The following is a 21033-nucleotide window of genomic DNA, read 5'->3' as shown; positions in this document are numbered from 1 at the left end:
GCGATGGGAGCGGCAATATTTGCCGCTCCCATCTATAATTCGAAAGCGGTTATGTGAGGTTTAACGCATGGATCAGTCCCGGCCAAGTACACCGCATCGCCGTGTCTCTCGTGGACAGAGCGTTAAACTCAGCCTAGAGTTTGCTAACCTTGGCAAGCTTGAAAAAATGAACGCTGAAACACCGCTCTTCCCACACATATCGCCCTCTTCACAATCGGATACGCGTCATAATTTCCGGCATCTGCGCGTGTTTCTGGCGGTGGTCGACAGCAATTCCGTAACGAGGGCTGCGGAAACCTGCCACGTCTCGCAACCGGCCGTGACACAGGCACTGGCGAAATTAGAGCGCAAGCTTGGCATGTCGCTGTTTTCCCGCACCAGCACAGGTCTTTTTGCCAATCTACACGGCGAGGCTTTTGCGACTCGCGTGCGGCGCACTTTCGAACTGATCGACCCGATCCTGTCCGGCATCAATCCGCGTCTTTGCATCACCGTCACTACGGCGCAGCTGGAAGCACTGATTGCTGTCCATGAGACCCAGAATTTTACGCTGGCCGCGAGGCGTTTGCATCTGGCCCAGCCCACCGTCCACCGCGCAATCACGCAGCTGGAAGATGCCTCTGGACGCAAGCTTTTCGAACGCACTGCCTATGGCATTATTGCGACCCGCATAACCGTGCAATTGGCCCAGGCCGCGCGATTGGCATTTGCCGAGCTTGAACAGGCGGAAGCCGATGTGGCAGATACGATATCCGAAGAAACAGGCCGGGTGGTGATCGGCGGCATGCCGCTGTCACGGTCCTATATTCTGCCAAAGGCAATCGCCAAGTTTCGCGTTTTGCGTCCCAAGACCCTTATAAAGATTGTGGAAGGACCCTATGTCGATCTTCTTTCCGCACTGCGACGAGGCGAGATTGACTTTCTTATTGGAGCGTTGCGGTTTCCCACACCGATAGACGATGTGGAACAACAGGTTCTCTTCACCGATACGCTGGCGCTGATTGCAGGAAGCGAGCATCCCTTGATGCGCCGAAGCACCATTACCGTTCAGGATCTGGCCCGCTACCCCTGGATCGTCGGCAACCGCGAGACGCCCATCCGCCAGCACTTCGACCGGCTGTTTGAAAATGCCGACTGCGCACCGGATAGTCTCATCGAATCCAGCTCGCTGGTGCTAATGCGTGAATTGCTGCTCAGCACCGAGCATTTGGGCTGCATATCCTATCTTCAGGCACAGGCGGAACTCGCTCGCGGATTTCTCAAACAACTGCCGCTCGACCTTAGCCATACCGAGCGCCCCATAGGTTTGACCACACGTAAGAACTGGATGCCAACGGCAGCGCAACAACAATTCATCGATCTGGTGGCGGCACACCAATCTTGAGAGGAACTATGAAAATAGCATTTATTGGATTTGGCGAAGCCGCGCGTTCATTTACGGACAGCTTGCAAAAGCTGGGCACCGCCAAAATAATAGCCTCCTACGACCTGAAAGCGGACAGCACGATTGCTGCCGCAGCCAATGCGCGTGGTCTTGCATTAAAGCCCACCGCAGGCGAAGCGATCGCGGGTGCCGACTGGATTATCAGCGCTGTTACCGCCGACCAGAGCTTCAATGCCGCCGCTGCGGTTATGGATGCACTTTCCAGTGATCAGCTGTTTATCGACATCAATTCCGTCTCACCTGACCGGAAAAAAGAGACCGCAGCCATAGTGGGAAAAAGCGGTGCCACCTATCTCGACATGGCGGTTATGGCGCCCGTCGACCCAAGAGGCCACCAAACGCCCGTGCTGCTTGCCGGTGCAACAGCTGATATAGTGGCTGACGACATGCGCGCTCTTGGCTTCAATTTCGAAGTCGTAGGGCTGGAACCGGGTGCGGCGACCGCCATCAAGATGGTTCGTTCTCTCTTCGTCAAAGGTCTTGAAGCACTAACTGTCGAGACGATGCTGGCTGCATCCGCTTCGGGTTGCTTTGACTACGTCCTTTCTTCGCTTTCAGCGAGCTACCCGGGCCTCGGCTGGCCACAGAACGTCAACTACATGTTTGAGCGGACGCTACGTCACGGTGCACGCCGGGCGGCCGAAATGCGCGAAAGCGCCGCCACACTTGATGCTTTGGGTCTGACAGGCGCTCTTGCTGACAAAATCGCCGACGTCCAGGCGTCAATGGGCGCAGTATCTGCTCAGGAACTACCACAAGATTCACTTCCTGCCGCTGTGGCCGAAATTCTGTCACTACGGCTTTCAGCACACAGGTCATAAAAGGCGCGGTCGCCGGGACCGCAGCTAAGGCATGTTCTTCATCATCTCCGGACTCATCGGCATCATGTTCTCGTTGAGATGGTGCATAACCCAAAGAGACCCAGCCAGTGCGATACCAACGATGATGAGCGTAAAGATCAGTGCCATCAGCGTCCAGCCGCCTTCAGAGCGTGGGCTCATATGCAGGAAGTAAATCATGTGAACCACAATCTGGACCGCCCCTATCCCCATGACTAGCATGGCGGTCAGCTGCTTGCTGGCGAAAACATCGCCCATAACAAGCCAGAATGGGATGGCGGTGAGAATAACCGACAGCACAAAGCCGGTCATGTATCCGCCAAAGGTCGCATGGACTTCGTCCGCGCCCGACCCATGATTGTCGTGATGGCCCGATTGGGCTCCGTGGTGCTCGCCTTGTACGCTCATCCCAGAACTCCCAACAAATATACAAAGGAGAACACGCCGATCCATATAACGTCGAGAAAATGCCAAAACATCGAAAGGCACATCAGACGTCTGCGGTTCTCGACGATCAGACCATGACGCATGACTTGCAACATGAGCGTGATCAGCCAGATGATACCGAAAGTGACGTGCAGGCCGTGAGTGCCTACAAGCGTGAAGAACGAGGATAGGAATGCTGAACGGCCCGGCCCGGCCCCTTCGCGAATAAGATGGCTGAATTCATAAATTTCGATTGCAAGAAACAATGCGCCTAAAATGCCGGTAATGCCCAACCAGAACAGCGTTGCCGTTTTGTCATCACGCTGCATCTGCAACATGGCAAAGCCATATGTGATCGACGACAGCAAAAGCATCGCCGTATTGATCGCGACCAGGCTGAGATCAAACAGGTCGGCTGGTGAAGGTCCGGCCGCATAATTGCGACCAAGCACGCCATAGGTAGCAAAAAGAACAGCAAATATCAGGCAGTCGCTCATCAGATAGAGCCAGAAGCCCAGCATAGTGCTGTTTTCCGGATGGTGGTCTTCCGTCAGATAGAACTGCGGCTTCTCGGCTTGGTCCAGATGTGTTTCTGTCATAATTCAACCTATCCAGCGAGAAGTTTCGAACGCGCATCTTCAGTCGCCGCCACGGTTTCAGCAGGGATATAGAAGTCACGTTTATAGTTGAATGTATGGCCGATTGCGGTGATCAGCAAAGCCACGAAGGAGACTATTGCTAGCCACCAGATGTGCCAGATGAGAGCGAAGGCGAGAACGACGCTGAACCCTGCAAGTATGACGCCTGCACCCGTGTTACGCGGCATATGGATGGGACGATAACCAGTAAGCGGGCGCTCATAACCACGGTTTTTCATATCATACCAGCTGTCGTGGTCATGCACGACCGGGGTGAAAGCAAAATTATACTCCGGCGGTGGTGAAGCGGTTGACCACTCAAGTGTCCGTCCGCCCCAGGGGTCGCCAGTCAAATCGCGCAGTTGTTCCCGCTTCAGATAGCTGACCACCAGCTGAATGAGAAATGATGCAATGCCGAGCGCGATCAAAAACGCTCCAAAGGCGGCCAGAACAAACCATATCTGCAACGACGGATCTTCAAACTGGCTGACGCGGCGTGTGACGCCTTTGAGGCCCAGAACGTAGAGCGGCATGAAAGCAAAGAGAAAGCCTATCTGCCAGAACCAGAAACTCATGGTGCCCCAGAATGGGTCGAGCTTATAGCCAAAGGCTTTCGGCCACCAGTAAACCAACCCCGCCATCAGGCCGAAGACAACGCCTCCAATAATCACATTATGAAAATGCGCGATGAGAAAGAGCGAATTATGCAGCACGAAATCGGCCGGAGGAATGGCAAGCATCACGCCTGTCATGCCGCCAATCACGAATGTCACCATAAACCCCAACGTCCATAGCATCGGCACTTCATAGCGTATGCGCCCCCGATACATCGTGAAAAGCCAGTTGAACATCTTTGCGCCCGTGGGAATGGAGATGATCATCGTCGTGATGCCGAAGAACGCATTAACCGAAGCGCCTGATCCCATGGTGAAGAAGTGATGCAACCACACGAGATAGGACAGGATCATGATAACGCAGGTCGCATAGACCATTGAAGCGTAACCGAACAGGCGCTTACCGCAGAATGTCGCCACCACTTCGGAAAAAATGCCGAATGCCGGCAGTACAAGAATATAGACTTCCGGGTGCCCCCAGATCCAGATGAGGTTGATATACATCATCGGATTGCCACCAAGGTCGTTGGTGAAGAAGTTGGTCCCCACATAACGGTCCAAGGATAGCAGTGCGAGTGTTGCGGTCAGGATCGGGAACGTCGCCACAATGAGAATATTGGTGCATAACGACGTCCAGGTGAATATCGGCATCTTCATGAACGACATGCCCGGCGCACGCATCTTGACGATGGTAGCGATCAGGTTGATGCCAGACAGGGTCGTGCCAACGCCCGCCACCTGCAGGCCCCATATGTAATAATCGACGCCGACATCAGGACTGTAATCAATACCGGACAAGGGTGGATAGGCCAGCCAGCCAGTACGAGCAAACTCTCCTACAAAAAGCGACATCATGATGATGATGGCGCCGCCGGTCGTCATCCAGAACGAGAAATTGTTGAGAAACGGAAACGATACGTCGCGCGCGCCGATCTGAAGCGGCACCACATAGTTCATCAGGCCCGTCACGAATGGCATCGCCATGAAGAAGATCATGATCACGCCGTGGGCGGTGAATATCTGGTCATAGTGATGCGGCGGCAGATAGCCTTCATAACCATTAAAGGCGATCGCCTGCTGGATACGCATCATGATCGCGTCTGCAAAGCCGCGCAAAAGCATGACCAAGGCGAGAACGACATACATGATGCCGATCTTCTTGTGGTCCACACTGGTGAACCATTCGCGCCAGAGATAGCCCCACAGTTTGAAATAGGTAATCAGCCCCACAATGGCGATCCCACCAATTGCGACCACGATGAAGGTCAGCAAAAGAATGGGCTCGTGATAGGGTATCGCCTCAAGAGAGAGACGCCCGAAAATTATACTCGTAGGACTGTTACCGCCAATCATGATAGAACATTCCCGAAGTTATATTCACGCGATCATCGCGTTTTCAATGTTTGGACCTGTGTACTCGTCTAATCTCTACTGTAGTGTCACACCCAACTTTTTCACGCCATCGAACTGATCCAGTTTCAAGGCATGTTGTGCATATTTTGCATGTCATGCCTCTGTTTCTGATGAGTGCTCGGAGTGGCCTGAACGTCTGCCGCCGCAGGTTGAGCATCGTCGCGACTATATCGATTGTCGTGTTCAAGCTTGAGCTTGTTTTCACGACTGTCGATGCCTGCGCCGCCCATTCGATCAATATGCATCATATCGCTCATACACATCTGGCCGGGGCGAACGCACATATTCAATATGGCTTGAAAAAGCCCGTTCTCGACTGCGCCGAAATACCGAACCGGCTCCCGGACACTGGGTTTTTCGAGCTTCAAATAGGTATCGCGGTTCAGCGCGGTTCCGTTCTGCTTGATCTGACTGATCCAAGTGTCGAAGCCGGAATCATCGAGACCGTGAAACTGGAAGCGCATATGTGAAAAGCCTTCACCGCTGTAGTTCGATGAAAAACCTTCGTATTCACCAGCCTTATTGATCACCGCATGCAGTCGTGTCTGCATTCCGGGCATGGCGTAAATCATGCCCGCAAGTGCTGGAATATAAAAGGAATTCATGACGGATGAAGCGGTGATCCTGAAATCAATCGGCCTGTCGACGGGGGCCGCCATCTCGTTGACTGTGGCCACACCGTACTCCGGATAAAAGAACAGCCACTTCCAGTCGAGCGCCACGACCTCGACGGTCAGCGGCTTCGTTCCCGGCTCAACCGGTCGTGCGCTGTCAATTCTATCCAGCGCTCTGTAGGGGTCCAGCTTATGCGTGTTGACCCATGTGATCGCACCCAATGCAATAATGATGAGCAAAGGCGCCGTCCAGATAACCACTTCCAGTGCGGTCGAATGATGCCACTCAGGATCATATTTGGCCGAACTATTGGACTGCCTGTATCGCCACGCAAAGAAAAGCGTAAGGAAAAGAACCGGCACAATAATGATGAGCATCAGGATCGTCGATATGACGATAAGGTCCCTCTGCTGGGCGGCAATGTCTCCCGACGGGGACATGACGACCATATTGCACCCGGCAAGCCCCAAAAGAAGTGAGGCCAGTATCGTATTTCGTATGAAACTAAAGAATGCGTCCATGATAAACCCGACCTACATTCTGTTCCTTCAAACATGATAAGGCACAATCGTATTTCGGAAAGACCCATTTTTCAGTTTATGAAAATTTCGCGGCAAAGGAGCTTTTAAGCAACTATATCTGCTTTTTTTTTGGCTGGTTCCTTGATATCGTACCTCGGTGCGACATCATAAAGCACATGATACGTTTCCCTCGGAGAGTTTCATGAGTTCGTCCGCCACGCCGACATCGACAGGTCTTGAACAAGACGCGCGACGCATCCACAGCGATGGAAAGCCCTTGTCTCCGGGAAACGTCGCGATTGGTGTCGTCATCGGTCGCACATCCGAATTCTTCGATTTTTTCGTTTATGGGCTCGGGTCCATTCTGGTTTTCCCCAAGCTGATTTTCCCGTTTGCGCCTGATGCGGTGTCGGCGACATTGATGTCATTTGCCGTTTTTTCCCTCGCGTTCATTGCGCGTCCCGTGGGTTCTTTCATCTTCATGTGGATTGACCGCCATTACGGACGAGGAACGAAACTCACGCTCGCACTCGTTATTCTTGGAGGCTCAACTGCTTCTATTGCGTTCCTGCCCGGCTATGAGACGATCGGTTATTGGGCCGTGTTTCTGCTCGCGTTGTTCCGTCTTGGACAGGGCTTCGCGCTCGGTGGTGCATGGGATGGCTTGGCTTCACTGCTCAGCCTGAGCGCGCCCCAGAACAAACGGGGCTGGTACGCAATGATACCGCAATTGGGGGCGCCCATCGGCTTTGCGCTCGCCAGCATTCTCTTCGCCTATTTCGTACATAATCTCAGCGAAGCAGACTTTTTGGCGTGGGGCTGGCGCTATCCATTCTTTGTCGCCTTCGCGATCAATGTCGTTGCGCTCTTTGCGCGCCTTCGGATCGTTGCGAGCAGTGAATTCGGCGCAGCCATGGAAGCGCAGGAATTGCAGCCGCGACCGGTGTTTGAAATGCTCAGCAAGCATAGCATCGACGTTCTGCTTGGTGCATTTGTGCCGCTGGCAAGCTTCGCCATGTTCCATCTTGTGACGATTTTTCCACTCAGCTGGGTTGTCCTTTCAGGAACACAGCCAGCAGAACGTTTCCTCTGGGTGCAGGTAGCTGGTGCTGCAATCGGCATCGTCGGCATCATTTTGTCGGGCTTTGTCGCGGATCGCATCGGACGCCGTAGCGAACTGATGGTTGGCGCCATCATCATCGCGATATTCAGTTTTTCTGCCCCCTTTCTTCTCGATGCGGGCAGCGCGGGACAAGATGCGTATATTCTGATTGGTTTCGGCATATTGGGGCTAACATTTGGCCAGTCTTCGGGTGCTGTCTCCTCCCGTTTCACACAATATTATCGCTATACCGGCGCGGCATTGACATCGGATCTTGCCTGGCTGGTTGGCGCGGCTTTTGCGCCTCTCGTCGCACTTGGCCTTGCGAGTAGCCTCGGAATAATTTTCATCGGCGGTTATCTGATATCCGGCGCGATCTGCACGCTGGCTGCCCTGCGGCTGTCGCGTGTTTTGGATCACAACTGACGTACAATTTCGGCAAGCCAAATCAAAGATTGCCTTGACGAAGATTGCTATCGTTTATGCCTGCGGCTTATAGGCGATCACGTCCATCTCCACCTTGGCATCGACCATGAGTGACGACTGGACTGTGGAACGCGCTGGCGGATAGTCGATAAAATGCTTTTGGAATACCGCGTTGAAGCTGGAGAAATCGCGCGCATCATCAAGCCAGACATTTACCTTGACCACATCAGCCAATGTACAGTCAGCAAGAGCCAGCACGTCCTTAATGTTGGTGATCACCTGTTCGGTCTGGACAACGATATTGCCCGCTACAACCTCACCGTTAAGCGTCGGAACTTGTCCCGAGACATAAACGAAATCGCCTGCCCGAACCGCTTTCGCAAAAGGTCGGCGCTGTCCGCCTGCCTGATTGTCAGCGGTTTCGTAACGGATCAGCTTTTCATTGCTCATGTCTGGGCTCCTTATTCAATTGGTATTGTTGTATCACTCACGCAGCGGATAGGCGCTCGCCCCATTCGGCGAAATCCTGCACCAGATGCCCGGGCGACACTTCGATATAGCCGTGCTTGGGCGGCACATAATCGAGCGGCCGCAATGGGCTTTTAATCTCCTCCCCAAGCTCTGGGCGCACCAGCCCGCGCGACGACGGATCAGGAATCGGCACGGCTGCAATGAGGCGGCGTGTATAAGGGTGTTGAGGATTGCCAAAGATTGCTTCGCGCGGACCGATCTCGACAATTTCGCCGAGATACATTACCGCTACGCGGTGGCTGATCCGCTCCACCACAGCCATGTCATGGCTGATGAAGAGATAGGCAAGATCATGCTGCTCCTGCAAATCAAGCAGGAGATTCGCCACTTGTGCCTTGACTGAAACATCGAGGGCCGAAACCGCCTCATCAGCGACGATAAGCTTTGGCTTCAACGCCAAGGCGCGTGCGATGGAAATTCTCTGTCTTTGCCCCCCGGAAAACTCATGCGGAAAGCGTTCTGCAATCGAAGCCGAAAGCCCGACCTGCTCCAGCAGTTCTGCAACCCGCGCCCTCGCCTCACCTTTGCCCATCATCTTGTGGGCCAGAATGGGTTCGGCAATTGCCGCGCCAATGCGGATACGCGGATTGAGCGAGGCAAAAGGGTCTTGAAAAATCATCTGCGCACTGCGCCGCATCGCGCGCAGTTGCGATGCGCCAAGCGTGGTCACGTCCTGACCGTCAATGACGATATTTCCCGATGTGGGCTGCAGTAGACGCATAATCGTGCGACCAGTCGTCGATTTTCCGCAACCGGATTCTCCCACCAGTGCCAAGGTTTCCCCGCGGCGAAGGTCGAAAGAAACATCCTCAACGGCGTGAATGCGACCGTTTGGAAGTTCAAACCGCACAACAATATTGGAGGCCTGAAGTAGCGGCGGTTGATCCGCAAGCACGGGCTTTGTCTGCCTGCCATCTGTGGCTTCTCCGGTATTCGGATCGACCGCAGGAAACCTCTTTGGAGCCGTTGCGCGCCCCATGGTTCCCAAACGTGGAATGGAAGCGAGGAGGGATTTGGTATAGATTTCTTTTGGCGCAGCGAAGAGGTCCTCCGTTCGAGCGGTCTCGACCATATCGCCACGGAACATGACTACAGTACGGTCCGCCACCTCAGCAACCACGCCCATATCATGCGTGATGAAGAGAACGGCCATGTTCTCTTCCTGCTGCAGTTCACGAATGAGGTGAAGAATTTCGGCCTGAATTGTCACGTCCAGCGCTGTCGTCGGTTCGTCGGCGATCAGAAGCTTTGGGCGACAGGCGAGCGCCATTGCAATCATCACCCGCTGGCGCATGCCGCCGGAGAACTTATGCGGATATTCTCTCAGGCGGGAGCGTGCAGCAGGAATACGAACGCGCTCCATGAGGCGAACAGCTTCCTCCTCGGCCTGCTGCCAGCTCAGTTTCTGATGAAGCACCAACGCTTCAGCCAATTGATTGCCAATAGTGAAGACGGGATTGAGCGATGTCATCGGCTCCTGAAAAATCATCCCGATGGAGCCACCGCGCACCGACTGCATTTCCGCTTCCGATACTTGTAAGAGATCGCGCCCATCAAGCAGAATCCGGCCTTCAGACCTTGATTTTGCGGGCGGCAGCAGCCGCATGGTGGAAAGCGCGGTCACGCTTTTGCCTGAGCCACTTTCGCCGACAATTGCAACTGTCTCGCCAGCATTCACATAGAAATTGATGTTGCGGATAACGGGCCGCCAACCCTCTGCGGATTTGAACGAGGTGGTCAGGTTCTCAACCGACAGAACAGGACGAATATCGCCGTTATGCTCTTCAAACATGATCAGCTTTCCTTCGCGAGACGCGGATCGACCAGATCGCGCAGGCCATCACCGACAAGTTGCAGCGAGAGGACGGAGAAGACTATGGCAAGGCCGGGAAAAAGCATGAGCCACGGTGCGTTGTTCATATATTCCCGTCCCGATGCCAACATGGTTCCCCAGGTCGGCATGTCCGCTGAAACGCCAACGCCTAAGAACGATAGGCTGGCCTCTGCCAGCATTGCAGATGCGAATACGAATGTTGCCTGTACCAGAATGGGAGAGGCCAGATTGAGCAGTACGTGGCGCAACAATATCTGCCATGTCGGAAGGCCAAGCGAAATTGCCGCCTCGATATAGGGCATCTCGCGGATCACCAGTGTCGAGCCGCGCACGATACGCGCCAGACGTGGCGCATAGGTGATCCCGAGCGCTATGATGACCGTCATTAGCGAAGGGCCAAGCGCCGCAACAAGCGCTATCGCGAGAAGAATATCCGGAAAGGACATCATCGCGTCGAGTAGTCTGGAGATTGGGGTATCCAGCTTGCGGAAATATCCGGCCGTGACACCCAGTATGACACCCAGAACAGTTGAGAGCACAACCACACCGAGGCTGACGAGCAGCGAGATGCGCCCTGCATAAATGGCACGTGAGAAAATATCGCGTCCGAATTCATCAGTGCCGAAAATATGCGTCCACGAAGGTCCCTGAAGCTTGTTAATGATCGACAGCTTGTTAGGTGCATAGGGTGCAACCCAGGGCGCGAGAATGGCTGCCAGCACCACGGCGAGCAGGATCAGCGCACCGAACAAGATCGCCCGATTGCCGAACAGACGTCGAAAGCTGGATGCAAAGGGCATGGAGAAAGAAGCGAGCGTCACAGTCGTACCCTCGGATCTACGAGAATATAGAGCATATCGACCATAAAATTGATCAGCACATAGATCGCGGCCACGACCAACAAGGTCCCTTGGATGACCGGATAGTCGCGGCGCAGAACCGCCGATACCACCAGATTTCCAATGCCCGGCAGGCCGAATACCGTTTCGGTAACGACGGCCCCTGCGACCAGCATCGCGATAGAAAGTCCAATGACGGTGATGATTGGCACAAGCGCATTCTTGAAGGCATGCTTCAGGATAACGCGGCCTTCACTGGCACCCTTTGCCCGTGCCGTCCGTACATAATCGTCCCCCAGCACATCAAGCATAGCTGCACGGGTAAAGCGGGTAATGAGTGCGGAATTAACCACGCCAAGCGCCACCGCAGGCAAGATGAGATGGTGCAGGCGCTCTAAAAAGCTTGTATCGGGACCACCATAACCAGAGGCTGGGAACCAGCCATATTGCACGGCGAAAATCTGAATAAGGAGCAAGCCCAGCCAGAAACTGGGTATACTTGCGGCTACCATGGTCAGCACGACCACAGTTTGATCGAAGAACGTTCCTCGCTTCACAGCTGAGAACACACCGACGGGCAAGGCAATCAGCACCGCGATCAATATGGAAAACAGCGTGAGAAAAAATGTCGGTTCCGCACGCGAAGCGAGCGCATGCGTTACGGGCTGATTGAGAAAGATAGACTGGCCGAGATCTCCCTGGAATATGCCCAGCACAAACTGACCATATTGGACCAGAAGGGGCGCATCAAGCCCCATCCGCGCTCTCAAATCTGCAATGTCCTGCGGGGTCGCATCAGACCCCAACATGACGGCAGCCGGATCGCCCGGTGTAACCCGGACAATGACGAATACAACTGTCACGACAAGGGCAAGCACGACGGCCATGCCTATCAAACGATGCAACAGTGCCCGGACGATCCTTGACATGGTTTGCCTCACTTCTTCGGGGCTACATTCCAGAAATGCGGCCAGTAGGTTGGCGTATAACCCGAAACCCCGTCCGCAACGCCGGAAAGCGCATTGAAATTACCGACCTTGTAGAGCGGCGCGTCATCATAGATGACGGTCTGGATGCCTTCCCACGCCTTCTGCTTTGCTGCATCGCTCGTCGCATCCATATAGGTGGCGACGGCTTTGGCTTTCTGATCCGACACGTACCAGCCCGGATAAGTGTCTGTAATGGTGTTGATGGTCGTCGGATCGCCAGGGAAGTTCGAATGAGTGATGAAGATATCCCACTGTTTGGGATCGGCGCGGCGCGTCGTCAATGTGGCCCAATCGACAACCTGCATATCCACTTTGAAACCGGCTGCCTCAAGATAAGCTTTCGCCACTTCGCCGATCTTGTAATGGAACTCATACTGACGGCTGGTCAAGAGTCGGATCGGCGTGCCATCATATCCGGCATCCTTCAGGAGCTTGGCTGCTGTTTCCGGATCACCTTCGCCATAGCGGGCGACACCAGCTTCAGTGTGCCAGAACGAACCTTCCGGGAAGATCGAACCATCGACGCTGTAAAAACGGTCATCGGAGAAGGCTGCGAGCATCATGTCAGATGCATTGAGTGCAGCTTGAACCGCTTGACGCAGTTCCTTTTTGACGAGCGCGCCTTCCTTCATGTTGATGTTCATGGAGGCCCAGCCGGAGTTCTTGAAGATGACCGGCTTCGCCTTGCCGCTTGCCTCAACGCGCTCATAGGCGCTGACAGGAAGCGAATCTGCGAAATCAAACTGACCGGAAATCAGCCCCTCAACGCGTGTGTTCGCATCGGGAACAGGCACAAAGCGCAGTTCCTTTGCGATGGCCTCGCGCTTGCCTGCATAGTTGCTTGGCTCGCCTTCCGGGGATTTATAATCATCGAAGCGCACGAGCTGCGTGTACTGATCCGGTTTGCGTTCCTTGAGCGCGTAGGGACCGGTTCCAACGAACTTCGTCAGCGTATCGGCGACTGTCTCCGACGGGATAATAATCGACGCCTGCGAGAGCGTCGCGAGTAGCGGCGCATAACGCGACTTGAGCTTGATGATGACGGCATGGTCGCCGTCTTCAGCCAGGCTGTCCACGATGCCGGCAACCTGCTTGCCCTTGGAATTGATTTCCATCCATCGCTTCAAGGATGCAACGACGTCCTTGGAGTCAAAGTCGCTACCGTCGTGGAACTTCACCCCTTCTCTCAGCGAAATCTTGTAAGTCAATCCATCTTCGGAGATTTCCGGCATGCCAGCAGCGAGCAACGGAACCGACTTCCACTGTTCATCATAGGTGTAAAGCGTCTCAAAGATATGCTGATCAATCGTCAGAACAATATCGGTTGGAGTCTGCATCGCATCCAGCGTTGGCGGCTCGCCAATGGTTGCGATGGTGAGAATACCATCCGACGATTGCGCGAAAGCCATCGCGCTTGAACATAGAAGTACGGCGGTGGCCGCGATCAGGAAACGTTTCTTCATTGTAACTCCCCTTTTATAATTGAACTGACGGATGGTTCGCTGTTGTTAGTCCAGCCCCAGCGGATCGGCGACCCGTGGCCAGAGTTCCAGACTTGCTTTCCTGTATGGTGTCACCGCCGGATTGGTCGGATATGATGTTGGCGCTGCGATATAGACGATCTCCGATGCAATCGGCTGAAACCCGGCCTGGAAGTGGTTGGTCGACTTGACGACGAGGAAGTCCTTGTTGGCAAAATCGATCCCCAGATTGGAGAAGATATCCGGCTCATAGGTCTGGGACCGACTGGTAATCAGAATGATGTCGATCTGTGTACCAACGGGACGGATGACTGCGACGCGCCCAAGATTGACCCGACTGTTGCGGAAACTCTGCCAGCCTGCATCCGCCACTTTTTGTACGGTAACGCGCAAATCCAGCGGCTCACCGCCTTGCCATGACGACTTTCCACCGACACGGATTTCGAGCTCGGCCCCCTCGCCTGCCGCATGGCAGAAAGCAACGGCGACAGGATCCCAGATGGTGGCAACCGCAAAATTGTCGAGCTTGCGCTCCAGCATGCGGCGCAGAATATAGGTTGCATCACCCGCCACGCCACCGCCTGGATTATCCCAGATATCGGAGATGACAACAGGGCGGGACGGGTCGCTGGCGCGCACGTCCAATGCGCGGTTCAGCCCCGCTTCTGTATCGAACATCTCCATAGCCGTGAGTTTGCGCATGCGGTACAATTCGTGTCCCAGCTGTTGTGCAATCTCGTCGCCTTTCGTCTTGTCATTATCGGTAACGACGACAATCCGCGTCCCCATGTCGGGCGCGTCGCCGGCCATGAAACCATGGATCACGGAAATCGACAGGACGCCGTTCTTACCCTGCATGGCCGCGAGGCGATCAACATAAGACCGCATTGGCTCGCGATTGGTGGGATAAATGGTGATCATGCGGCAATCGAAGGTCGAAATCACGGGCTTGATCTCGCTGCGCAGCATCCTGAGAGCCAGATCAACGACATGTTCTCCACGCTCTTCGAAATCCGTATGCGGAAACTCAAGGAACGTTGCCATGATATCAAGATTGGCCACACGCTTTGCGGTCAGGTGACTGTGCGGATCGAATTCGGCAGCGACCAGAATGTCAGGACCAACGATTGCTCGCACTCGTTCCAGAAAGTCCCCTTCCGGATCATCGTAGCCCTGCGCCACCATCGCACCATGCAGCCCCAGAACGACAGCATCCACAGGAAGCGCTGCTTCCAGCTCTGCCAGAATTGTATCACGCAGCGTCTCATAGGTCTGGCGTTGAATGAGACCGGCAGGTTCAGCCCAGCAGGACGTGCCTTCTATAACCGTGAAACCTTCAGCTTTGCCGCGGCGTCGCAAGATAGGCACAACCGATGAACACAAAGTCGGTGTTTCCGGGTGCTCGCCCGGCCCAGCATAAAAGGCAGCCTTGAATGCATCCATGTCCGTTGGAACGGGGGAAAATGTATTCGTTTCCGTAGCCATCGAGGCTGTGAATATGCGCATGTGTTGGTTCCAGGTGCACGGGTTCAGCAAGGACGTATTATTGGGAAATGAACACGCACACGATCTCACGATCACGCGCGCTGGCTTCAAGAGTGTCTCCATGTCCTGCACACAGGGAACAGTTCACGCAGTCCGGCGACCCTGCCGGCACAACAATTGAAATCGGTCTATGAAAATGGTCTCCGCCTTGTGTTCGCCCTTTGATTATTTTCTGTAATTTATTTTCTTGATAATGCGTCGAATATTGGCTGTGTCAACCAGATATCTCGATCCAGACCCATCATCAGGCTGATGAATGAAAATTTGTGAAATTGATTTTCACGATGCCGTAGATATCTTTCAGCAAAGACAAATCGATAATCTACGTTCTTTCAAGGCCTTTGGCGCCAGGAACAACGTGTCGAACGGGATAACTTTACTTATCAGATGAAAAAAGAGCCGGAAAATCCGGCTCTTTTTTCATAAGTTCTGTTCATAATTTTTGGAGTGCGCTGTCAATTCACTCCACGAACAACACGTAACTCACCAAACGGTGCCACGCGCGGCAACATTTTCAACACGAGTCACCACGCCGTTACGATGAAAAACCATGTGGTCGAAAAGGTTGCTGACGACACATGTGTGGTTCGGGATGACACGGACAACGGCTCCCACTGGTGGAAATCCCTGTTTACAGTCCGTCAGATCAACCACGCCATGTTCTTCCGAAAGGGTGACAACCCTTGCGCCGTCAAATCCTTCGATGACGCCGTGATCCACAAAGCCCAGAAGATCCGATGTCAGGGCTTTGGAGCCGCAATCGAGAACCGCCCTGCCCGGCGCAGGCCGCGAAACCACAGTCGCCAGAATATGCATGGCAAGGTCGTCATGGGTGCAATGCCCTGCCCGAACCATGCTGCGGTCGTTGTAGACATACGTACCGGCACGGTGTTCGGTCGCCGATGGCACAAGATGGGCGGAATAAAGGTCCGGTGAGCCGCCATTGGAACGGATCGGACAATCTATTCCTTTCGCGGCAAGCTTTGCCATTGTCTCAACGATGAAACTCTCGACCCGATCTGCCCCACCCGCCGCCGGATAAGTTAGAATCCCGGCAAAGCGTAAGCCCAGCTGCGCGGAGATCAATTCAGCCAGCGCCACCGCAGCATCAGGCGTCTGTACACCGCAACGCTTGCCGCCCGTATCACATTCCACCAGAACGGCGAGTGGCCGCTCGGTATTAAACGTCTCACCAAGTCCTTTGATCGTGACGTCACTGTCGACGGTCACTTTCAACCCACCAATTTTCTCATTGAGCGCTCTCAGCCGCGCAAGTTTCGCTGCACCCAAAATATTATAGGTGATGAGGATGTCATCGAAACCGGCCTCGGCAAAAACCTCCGCCTCGGTGATCTTCTGGCAGTTGATGCCTTTGGCTCCCGCTTCTACCTGTTGCTGTGCGACAGACGGAATCTTATGCGTCTTGATGTGCGGACGAAAAGCCTTCCCATGCTGGTCGAAGTAAGCCTGCGCGCGCGCAATGTTTGCAGTCATACGATCTTCATCGATGACCGGCATTGGGGTGGGGATGTTTTCAAGTGGCGTGCCTGCTTCTGGCCAGGGGAACGTCATAGAGTGCCTCTCTCGGATGTGCGACGCGATTTTCGATGGCGGTGTATATTATTTTCTTGATTGACCGCAATTGAGAGATAATCATTAATCAGAACGTAGACAATTTCCATAGTTATGTAATTATTTTTCAGAGTATAAACTTGGAAGATCACCTGCCAAGCGCAGTTTGCAACCTGACCGGAGATCCCATGGACGTCATTCACGCATTGTCGGACAAGGAAGGCAGGCTTTCCGGTCTTGAGAAAAAGCTCGCTGCTGTTGTGCTTGAAAATGTCGATTTCGTCGTCAACTCCTCCATTGGCGAGCTTGCTGAGAAAGCGGGCGTATCTCCGCCGACGGTAACGCGATTTTGCAGGCGGATCGGCTGTCAGGGTTATTCCGACTTCAAGGTACAGCTGGCCAAAATCACCTATGTCGGCTTGCGCTATCTGATGCCGGAGACGGAAACCAGCACGGTAGAAGAAGTGGCTGAAGACATTATCACCAAAGCACAAAACGCGCTTTTTCAACTCCACCGCCAACTCGATCTGGCTACCATGGAAAGGGCCGCCCACTTGCTGCGTGGGGCTGATTTCATTCAGGCCTTCGGTGCTACCGGCAACTCGGCCATGATCGCCAACGAACTCCACAACCGGTTGTTCCGCCTTGGATGTCGCATCAATGCTTCAACAGATCACAGCATGAACCATATGCTTTCCGCTGCCGCCCAACCGGGAACAGTTGTCATCGGTTCATCCATCACGGGACGTGACCGTGATCTGGTGCATTGCATGAATTTGCTGCGGGCACGCGCTATTCCCACGATTGCGATAACCCAAAGCAACTCCCCCGTTGCACAGGCTTCTGACTTGGTGATCACAATCGATCTTGATGAAGGCAAGAATATCTTTCGCCCCACATCCACCCGCTACGCCTATCTGGCGACCATCGATATTCTGGCAAACATGGTTGCCTATGCTGACCGTAACCGGTCTGCCCATGTGCTCCGTCAGATCAAGGAGGAGCTTGTCCGGTCCCGCGACGGCGACGACAAACAGGTGCTGGGAGACTGATCTTATGGTTCAGGCCGCATTTGTCATGCGGCCTGACCTGTTGCTTGTGATGCGCCACCGGTGGTTAGCGCTGCGCTACCGGGCGAACCAACGGGGTTACACGACGGATGGTGACACGGCGGTTTTCCTGTTCCGGTCCATCAGTCTTGATCTTCAGGAACCGTTCGCCGTAACCCTGCGTGACGAGATTTTCAGCTGGAATATCATAGACTTCCGTCAGCAGGCTTGCGATTGACTCTGCGCGCTTGTCGGAAAGAACGAGGTTCGATCGATCAGAGCCGACAGCATCCGTGTGGCCTTCGATGAAGAAGGTTTCACCGGGGTCCTTGGAAAGAACTTTCTGCATGGCATCAGCCACTTTGCGCAGCGTTTTGGCCTGTGAAAGCGAGACTTCAGCGCTACCGGTCGCAAAGTGGATTGTGTCCAGATCAATGCGGCGCACCTTATCGCGCAGACGAGCAGAGTGACGAACTTCATCGATCGTGTAGACGCGTTCAACACGCTCGACCGGTGGCATGGCCAAGAAGTCATAGAAGTCACGATCACGATCGTCTGTTACGTCGATGATGTAATCGCTGACAGGGATCGTGAGGCGCATCGGTGGCAGATCGTAACCAACATCGGCGATGGCGGCACGCGACGTATCTTCATAGTCGGGGGCATAAACCATCAGATACTCGTTGCCATCGCGGTCGATACGGGAGCGCTGCACAACATCACCATAACGGTCATAAACAGTGACCACACGGTAGCCACCGGGACGCACAATCGTTTCGCGCATGCGGCCGCGTGGCAGCTCATCATAATAGGCTTCTTCGGCATTGTGGCGCAGACGTGGGCGGTCATCGCCGCGCACAAACATCCGGTCGCCGACATCCATAACAACCCGGTTATCGACCTGCTCGAGCACCTTTACATTGCTGACGTTGTTCGTCACATTGTTGACCGTCGTGTTATTGACGACCGTGTTGTTAACAACGGTGTTGTTCACGATATTTGTGGTTTCCGGGACAACGAAAGCCGGTGCTTCGTCGACGCGCTTTCCCTTTTCCTTCAGATTGGCTTCAATCTTCTTGGGAAGATCGGCCTTGATCTGCTCGGGGATGGCAATCTGAGCGGATGCGTCGTCTGCGGGGGGCGGCGCTGAGGCTTCGGCTTCACGCTGTTGACCACGCTGCTTGCGACGTTGCTCGCGGGCCTGATTGCCACCGCTATTATCGGCATCCTTGTCGCTATCGAGAATGGCAGCGCCATTTTCGACCGGTAGAACCACGGTTTCGTCGGTCTTCGATGGATCCTTCGCGATTGCTTCCTTTTCGGCAGCTGAGCGCTTGTCCACAATTGCAGGCACACGCTCGGGCTTCTTTTCAGCTTCCTGCGGCTGCTCCACTGGTTGCTGTTCTACCGGCGACGGCTCGCGGTTCTTCTTTCCATGCTGTTCATTGACAGCTGGCGGTTCCGCAGGTTGAAGGGGATTGAGTTCACCAGCCTGCGGTTCGGTCGGCTGCACTGGAACAGGTGCAGATTCCGGCTGTGGCGCTGGCTTCTGCGCCTGTGCATCGTCGGCAGGAGCCGGCCTCTTCTTTGGCCGTTCCGCAGGCTCCTTGGCAGTCTCTTCCAATGCCCCGTTTGTATCCGGCGTCTTCGCTGCTGGCTTCTTGTGGGCAGGAACCTGTTGTTCTGGTTCAGCCTCGCCTTTCGACGCGCTTTCTTCCGATGCAGGCTTCTTCTCTTGGGCTTGGCGCTGCGTTTCGTGCTCTGCCGCCTTCTTTTGCTCGGCAGCCTGCTTTTCAGCTTCGTCGGCAGAAGCCTTCTCCTGCTTATGCTTCTCAGCCTGGCGTTCCGCTGCTTCCTGCTCTGCTTTCTGCTGCTGCTCAGCTTTACGCTGTGCCTGTTCTGCCGCCTTCTGCTGTGCGGCAGCTTCTTCTTCGGCCTTTTCCTGTTCAGCCGCCTGACGCTGCGTTTCCGCTTCAGCCGTCTTGCGTTCTTCAGCCTGCCTTGCAGCCTCTGCCTTTTCCGCCTGCTGCTTTTCTATTTCCTCACGATGCGCTTCTTCCTGCTCGGCACGCTTGCGCTCTTCGGCTTGACGCCGCGCTTCTTCCTGTTCAGCCTGCTTCTGCTCCTCAGCATGACGACGCCCCTGGCCTTCCTCAGAAGGACCCTCGCCCTCTGCCTGTGGCTGTTCAACGGGCTGCTCCTGAGGTGCTCGCTCTTCGCTGTTTTCCTGTGCCACTTGATAAGGCTGCGAAAGCATATCCGCGAAAGATGGCTGTGCAAAAACACAGATCGACATCACCGGTATCGCAACAGTGGCGCGAAGCTTGGAACGAATAGACATAAATCCTTCTCCTTCTGGAAGGCAGAACTGATAAGCAAAGGGCCTGCTTCCGATTCCGCGCATGCTGGAATGCGAATAGAGGCAAATTACGGCAACTTCACAGAAGCGTTACCTGCGTGATCATGAACCGTTGCTGAATGAGGTTTTACGCGGATTCAACCTCAAAGAGCACCGTCCCTGCACGTGCCTTCAAGGCGAGGAACCCTGTCCTAATGTGGCTTATTCATGGTCGTGAAATTGTGGGAGACTAGACTAAATGAAGGCAAGAGCCGCCCCGCAAATGATCTCCAGCTCGAGCTTCAGGCAGAGGACCGTTTTGCTTTTCCCGGATGGCCATTCCTCGCCATGCTTGTCGAAAAATTCTGCGCGATATCTGCAAGGGTGACGCCTTGTAATCGTGTCATAAGCAGCTGCTCTGCTTCATTGAAAACGCTTTTAAGCTTGTCATTAACTGCTTGTTCTATAACGCAACCGGGCATGTCATAGGCGGGACCGACCGCGAAAATTGATGGCTCGCCAACAGCGCGATAAATGTCAAACAAGGTCAGTTGATTTAGCGGCCGGGCCAATGTCCAGCCACCGCCATGTCCCTTCTCGGAATGCACATAGCCCTCCTTACGAAGCCCCGCCATCGTGCGTCGGATCACTACCGGATTGGTATCCAACATTGATGCGATTTCTTCTGAAGTCATGGCGCCGTCGTGGTGATCCATATGGATCAACACATGCAACATGCGGGAGAGCCGGCTATCCTGCCTCATATGTTTTCACTCTTTGTATCGACCTGAAAAGACGAGCTTGATTATCGGGCATT

Annotated in this window: 17 protein-coding genes; 4 read left to right on the top strand and 13 right to left on the bottom strand. The window is 54.3% G+C overall.

Going from position 1 to position 21033, the window contains the following annotated elements:
• Window positions 1–166: 166 nt before the first annotated feature.
• Both JAU75_RS14630 and JAU75_RS14625 read left to right on the top strand, forming a co-directional pair.
• Window positions 167–1384, top strand: a complete 1218-nt coding sequence (locus JAU75_RS14630) for a LysR family transcriptional regulator (RefSeq protein ID WP_199057232.1) — start codon at window positions 167–169, stop codon at window positions 1382–1384.
• 8 nt (window positions 1385–1392) lie between these two features.
• Complete coding sequence (locus JAU75_RS14625) at window positions 1393–2265, top strand: DUF1932 domain-containing protein (protein WP_199057231.1); 873 nt, start codon at window positions 1393–1395, stop codon at window positions 2263–2265.
• A 24-nt stretch (window positions 2266–2289) separates the two neighbouring features.
• Here JAU75_RS14625 and cyoD read toward each other — a convergent pair whose 3' ends face one another.
• From cyoD to cyoA, 4 genes are all read right to left on the bottom strand, one after another.
• Window positions 2290–2691, bottom strand: a complete 402-nt coding sequence (gene cyoD / locus JAU75_RS14620) for a cytochrome o ubiquinol oxidase subunit IV (RefSeq protein ID WP_078337136.1) — start codon at window positions 2689–2691, stop codon at window positions 2290–2292.
• Window positions 2688–3308, bottom strand: coding sequence for a cytochrome o ubiquinol oxidase subunit III (cyoC, locus tag JAU75_RS14615; protein WP_199057230.1), 621 nt, complete (start codon window positions 3306–3308; stop codon window positions 2688–2690). The genes cyoD and cyoC overlap by 4 nt, the downstream gene beginning before the upstream one ends.
• 8 nt (window positions 3309–3316) lie before the next feature.
• Complete coding sequence (gene cyoB / locus JAU75_RS14610) at window positions 3317–5314, bottom strand: cytochrome o ubiquinol oxidase subunit I (protein WP_199057229.1); 1998 nt, start codon at window positions 5312–5314, stop codon at window positions 3317–3319.
• Window positions 5315–5439: 125 nt separating this feature from the next.
• A complete protein-coding gene (gene cyoA / locus JAU75_RS14605) occupies window positions 5440–6510 on the bottom strand; it encodes a ubiquinol oxidase subunit II (protein WP_199057228.1) in 1071 nt (356 codons plus the stop codon).
• A gap of 202 nt (window positions 6511–6712) precedes the next feature.
• Between cyoA and JAU75_RS14600 the strand changes: the two genes are divergently transcribed.
• Window positions 6713–8038, top strand: coding sequence for an MFS transporter (locus tag JAU75_RS14600; protein WP_199057227.1), 1326 nt, complete (start codon window positions 6713–6715; stop codon window positions 8036–8038).
• A gap of 54 nt (window positions 8039–8092) precedes the next feature.
• Here JAU75_RS14600 and JAU75_RS14595 read toward each other — a convergent pair whose 3' ends face one another.
• From JAU75_RS14595 to JAU75_RS14565, 7 genes are all read right to left on the bottom strand, one after another.
• Window positions 8093–8488 (bottom strand): Rid family hydrolase, encoded by a 396-nt coding sequence (locus JAU75_RS14595; protein WP_199057226.1) that lies wholly within the window; start codon window positions 8486–8488, stop codon window positions 8093–8095.
• Window positions 8489–8525: 37 nt separating this feature from the next.
• Complete coding sequence (locus tag JAU75_RS14590; protein WP_199057225.1) at window positions 8526–10361, bottom strand: ABC transporter ATP-binding protein; 1836 nt, start codon at window positions 10359–10361, stop codon at window positions 8526–8528.
• Between the two features lie 2 nt (window positions 10362–10363).
• A complete protein-coding gene (locus JAU75_RS14585; protein ID WP_371836182.1) occupies window positions 10364–11224 on the bottom strand; it encodes an ABC transporter permease in 861 nt (286 codons plus the stop codon).
• The gene (locus JAU75_RS14580; protein WP_210339311.1) at window positions 11221–12171 is read right to left on the bottom strand and encodes an ABC transporter permease; all 951 of its coding nucleotides are present in this window, start codon (window positions 12169–12171) and stop codon (window positions 11221–11223) included. The genes JAU75_RS14585 and JAU75_RS14580 overlap by 4 nt, the downstream gene beginning before the upstream one ends.
• Window positions 12172–12179: 8 nt before the next feature.
• The gene (locus tag JAU75_RS14575; RefSeq protein WP_199057224.1) at window positions 12180–13694 is read right to left on the bottom strand and encodes an ABC transporter substrate-binding protein; all 1515 of its coding nucleotides are present in this window, start codon (window positions 13692–13694) and stop codon (window positions 12180–12182) included.
• Between the two features lie 45 nt (window positions 13695–13739).
• Window positions 13740–15218 carry a M81 family metallopeptidase gene (locus JAU75_RS14570; RefSeq protein WP_199057223.1) on the bottom strand — a complete coding sequence of 493 codons (1479 nt, stop codon included), beginning with the start codon at window positions 15216–15218 and terminating at the stop codon, window positions 13740–13742.
• Window positions 15219–15740: 522 nt separating this feature from the next.
• Window positions 15741–16829: a D-TA family PLP-dependent enzyme gene (locus JAU75_RS14565; protein WP_199057222.1), complete on the bottom strand. Its 1089-nt coding sequence runs from the start codon at window positions 16827–16829 to the stop codon at window positions 15741–15743.
• A 188-nt stretch (window positions 16830–17017) separates the two neighbouring features.
• Between JAU75_RS14565 and JAU75_RS14560 the strand changes: the two genes are divergently transcribed.
• Window positions 17018–17881, top strand: a complete 864-nt coding sequence (locus JAU75_RS14560) for a MurR/RpiR family transcriptional regulator (protein WP_199057221.1) — start codon at window positions 17018–17020, stop codon at window positions 17879–17881.
• A gap of 64 nt (window positions 17882–17945) precedes the next feature.
• On the opposite strand, the gene JAU75_RS14555 is transcribed toward JAU75_RS14560, so the two are convergent.
• Window positions 17946–20219, bottom strand: coding sequence for an OmpA family protein (locus tag JAU75_RS14555; RefSeq protein WP_199057220.1), 2274 nt, complete (start codon window positions 20217–20219; stop codon window positions 17946–17948).
• Between the two features lie 299 nt (window positions 20220–20518).
• A complete protein-coding gene (locus tag JAU75_RS14550; protein ID WP_199057219.1) occupies window positions 20519–20980 on the bottom strand; it encodes an Rrf2 family transcriptional regulator in 462 nt (153 codons plus the stop codon).
• Between the last annotated feature and the right edge of the window lie 53 nt (window positions 20981–21033).

Source organism: Ochrobactrum sp. Q0168, assembly GCF_016427605.1.
Taxonomy (GTDB): domain Bacteria; phylum Pseudomonadota; class Alphaproteobacteria; order Rhizobiales; family Rhizobiaceae; genus Brucella.
The sequence above is the reverse complement of the archived record's forward strand: the minus strand, read 5'-3'. Positions and strand labels throughout refer to the sequence as shown.